Origin of the sequence: Kitasatospora sp. NPDC048407, from assembly GCF_043200475.1 — a bacterium.
GTDB lineage: Bacteria > Actinomycetota > Actinomycetes > Streptomycetales > Streptomycetaceae > Kitasatospora.
The window spans coordinates 1-3878 of record NZ_JBICXW010000048.1; the positions used below are offsets into that span (position 1 = coordinate 1).

Sequence of the window (3878 nt, forward strand, 5' to 3'; positions counted from 1 at the left end):
GCTGCTGCCGGTCGCCGAGTTCGACCAGTGGCTCCCGGGCGACAAGCGGGGCCGGGTGCTGCTCACCGACACCGCCCGCGCCGCCACCGAACTGCGCGTCCGGCCCGACCTGTTCGGCGGCCGGCCCGCCACCGAGCTGTTCGCACCGCTGGCCGAACCGCAGCCGGCCGGCCTCGAGCTGCCCGGAAAGCCGGCCCGGATCGACCTGACCGTGGCAGTCCGGATCGGCGTCGGCCTCCCGCTCCCCGAGTGGATGCCGCAGCCGGCGGCGCCCTTCGTCTGGCTGAACCTGCGGGACGGCTTCGGCGCGGCGTACCGCATCCTGATGCCGCAGCTCCCGAACCAGGGCGAGGCCACCGTCTCGGTCGACCTCGGCCCGCAGACCGCCGCCCCGCTCGGCTCGATCGCCGCGCCGCTGACCCTGACCGGCTTCGAGCTGACGTACGGCTCCAGCACGGGCTTCACCACCAACGAACTGACGATCCGACAACTGGCCGTCTCCGACACCGCAGCCGGACCGGCCACACCCGTCCCCGCGCCCGCCGGCTCCTGGAGCGCCGCGGACGGCTCCGCGGCCCGGGTGACCGACGACCCCGCCGGGAACCGGCTTCCGACCGTCTCCTACACCTCGAACGCATCCGGCAACTCGGCCCGGCACGGCGCCATTCGCGCCCTGGTGCTCCCCCCTGGCGACACCGGGACCGGCCCGGAGGTCAAGGCCCTGGCCACCCGCACGTACCTGACGGACTCCGGCGCCAAGGTCGGCGACCTGATCAAGGTCCAACTCGGCAGCACCAGCATGCCGGTGCGGATCACCGACCAGGTCGAGGCGCTGCCCGTGTACGGCGACACCGGCCTGCTGCTCGACCTGGCCGGCACCCACCGCTGGCTGACCGAGCGGGGCGCCCAGGTCCCGCCCGTCAACGAGTGGTGGCTGCCCGCCACCGGCCCCGGCGACCGCACCCCCGCCGAGGCCGCCGCCGCCCTGCGCGCCGGACCGACCGCCCAGCAGCTGACCCTCCGCGAGGAGGACGCCGCCGCCCATTCCGGCGACCCGCTGAGCGCCGCCCCGCAGAGCGCGCTGGCCGCACTGGCGGTGGCCGCCGCCGTCCTCGCCACCATCGGCTTCGCCGCCGCCGCGGCCGCCTCGGCGAGCGAACGGGCCGGCGAATCGGCCGTACTGCTCGCCCTCGGCACGCCCCGACGGCTGCTGCGGCGCACCGCCACCGCCGAACAGATCGTGCTGGTCGGCATCGGCACCGGCGTCGGGCTGCTGCTCGGAACGGTCCTGGTCCACCTGGTGGTGCCACTGGTGGTGCTCACCCCGGCGGCCCGCCCGCCGGTTCCCGGGGTCCTGGTCGGGCTGCCGCTCGGCCAGACGCTGGCCTTGGCGGCCGGGACCGCCGCCCTGCCCCTGCTGTCCGCCTTCCTGGTCGGCGGTCGCCGCCGGGACGTGGGCGCCCGGCTCCGGTTCGTGGAGGACAATTGAGCACCCCGGCTCCCTGGGTCCGCACCCGGCTGCGCACCGCGCCACTGGCGGCCCTGCTCGCCGCCGCCCTGGCGTTCACCGTGGTCTTCCTGTCCGCCGCGCTGCCCCTGGCCAAGGACCGCGGCGCGGACGGCGCGCTGCGCAGCTACCTGCGCACGGCCGGTCCGGCCGCCACCGGCGTGCAGGTAGCCGCCCCCGTTTCCCGGGCGATCGACCCGGCGCAGCTGCTCGACCTCGCCGCGGGCCGACTCGCCCAATCCGTCGGCCCGGTGCTCCCGCTCGACCCGAGCGGCCCGGTCTACGGACGCCGGGGCACCCAGCCGCGTTCGATGGCCGACGCGCCGGGCGAGCCCCCGCTGACCCGCCCCGACAGCGTCCCGCCCGAGATCGCCGTGCAGTACCAGCACGGGGCGCGCGAGCACCTGAAGCTGACCTCCGGTCAGTGGCCGGGCGCCGCCACGGAGAGCGAGCCGATCCCCGTCGCCGTGTCGGAGGCCGCCGCCAGGACCCTCGGACTCCGGCTCGGCTCGGTGTACGACGGCGGCCGGTCGGTGATGGACCGCACCGGCCCGCCGCCGCCCCAGCAGGTCCGGGTGGTCGGCCTGTACACCGTCGACGACCCGTCGGACCCGTTCTGGGCCGAGATCGGCTGCGCGCTCAAGGCGTGCCTGAACCTCACCCCCGGCAGCGGCCCGGGGGAACCCCCGTTCCCGTACTGGTACGCCGTCGCGCTGACCGGCCCCGAGGCCGCGCCGCTGGTGGCCACCTGGGGCCACGGGGCCGAGGACTACTGGCGGCTGCCGGTGCGGGTGGACGCGCTGAGGGCCGACCGGCTCCAACAGACCTCCTACGACCTCGCCGCGGTCACCGCAGGGCCGGTCTCCATCAAGATGACCAACGCCCTCGCACGGGAGAACGTCCGGATCACCTCCCAACTGCGCACCATGATCGACCGCGCACTGAAGCGGCAGCGCGCCATCGACTCGCTCGCCGAGGTCGGCCCCGCCGGCGCAGCCGGGGTCGCCGCCGTGGTCCTCTGCCTCGCCGCGGCACTGAGCACCGAACGGCGCACGGCCGAGCTGCGACTGCTGCTGGCCCGCGGTGCCGGAGTCCGCGGGATCTTCCAACGACTGCTCGGTGAAAGCGCGTTGACCGTGCTGCCGGCCTCCGCACTCGGCGCGCTGCTCGCCTTCACCCTGCTGCCCGGGCCGCGCTGGCTGCCCGCCGCCGTCGCGGCCGGCTCGGTGACCCTGCTCGCCCTGCTGGCCTTCCCGGTCCGGGCGGCGCTGCTGCTCCGCGACAAGGCCGGCAGCGGCCTCTCCGCGCGCCGCCGGCTGATGGCCGAACTCGCCGTGCTGGCCACCACCGCGGCCGCCGTCACCCAGGTCGTCCGGCGCGGGGTGGCCCCGGCCGGCGAAGGGGTGGACCTGCTGTTGGTGGCCGCCCCGCTGCTGCTCGCGCTGACCGGCGCGCTGCTGCTGGCCCGGATCCAGCCCGTCGTGATCGGGCTGCTGGCCCGCTGGTCCGGGCGGTGGCCCGGCGCCATCGGCTTCCTCGGCCTGGCCCGCGCCGCCCGCGGCAGCGGCGGCCCGCGCTCGCGTCCCTCGGTGCTGCCGCTGCTCGCCCTGGTGCTGGCGGTGACCTGCGGCGCGGTCGGCGCCACCGTGCTGAGCTCGGTGGCCGGCAAGCGCGCCACGGCCGCCCGGTACAACATCGGCGGCGACGCCCAGGTCGACGCACCGTTGGGCAGCGCGCTGCCGGACGCCTTCCTCTCCGCCGCCGACCGGCTGCCCGGCGTGGACGTCTCGCTGCCGGTCTGGACCGTGGACGACGTGACCCTGTCGTTCGGCAACGGCTATTCGGCCCGGGTCAACGTGCTGGTGGCCGACCCGGTCAAGTACGCGAAGCTCGCCGAGGCCGCCGGGCGGGGCCGGTTCGACCCGGCGGTCTTCACCGCCCAACCGGACAACTCGATGCCCGCCCTGGTCAGCAGCGACCTGCCGAACGGCACCTTCAACCTCCGGCTGGGAGGCGGCGCGGCGGTCCCGATCCACACCGTCGCCGTCGCCGACGGCACCCCTGCCCTGAACGGGACGGCCGGCACCACCGTGCTGCTGCCGCTCGGCCCGGCCACCGACCTGCTGCCGCGATTCGGCGCCCCGAAGAAGTGGATGGCCACCGGTCACCTCGACGACGCCCAACTGCGCGCGCTGGCCCTGCAGTACCTCGGACCGCCCGCCACCGATATCAAACCGGGCCACGTGGTGCGGACCGTGACCGGCGAGGCCGCCGCACTCGGCGACGACCCGCTGCAGGCCTCGGCCGAGCGGATGTTCTGGGTCTCGGTCGGCGCCACCGCGCTGTTCGCGGTGCTCTCCGTCCTGCTCAC

1 protein-coding gene and 1 pseudogene are annotated in these 3878 nt (G+C 76.0%); both read left to right on the forward strand.

Annotated elements, in window-relative coordinates; genetic code table 11:
- A pseudogene (locus ACGFWJ_RS36125) lies at positions 1 to 1489 on the forward strand (hypothetical protein); the annotation flags it as partial.
- Positions 1486 to 3878: hypothetical protein (locus tag ACGFWJ_RS36130; protein WP_392956988.1), on the forward strand; the 2393-nt coding region annotated here is incomplete at its 3' end. The pseudogene ACGFWJ_RS36125 and the gene ACGFWJ_RS36130, both read left to right, overlap by 4 nt.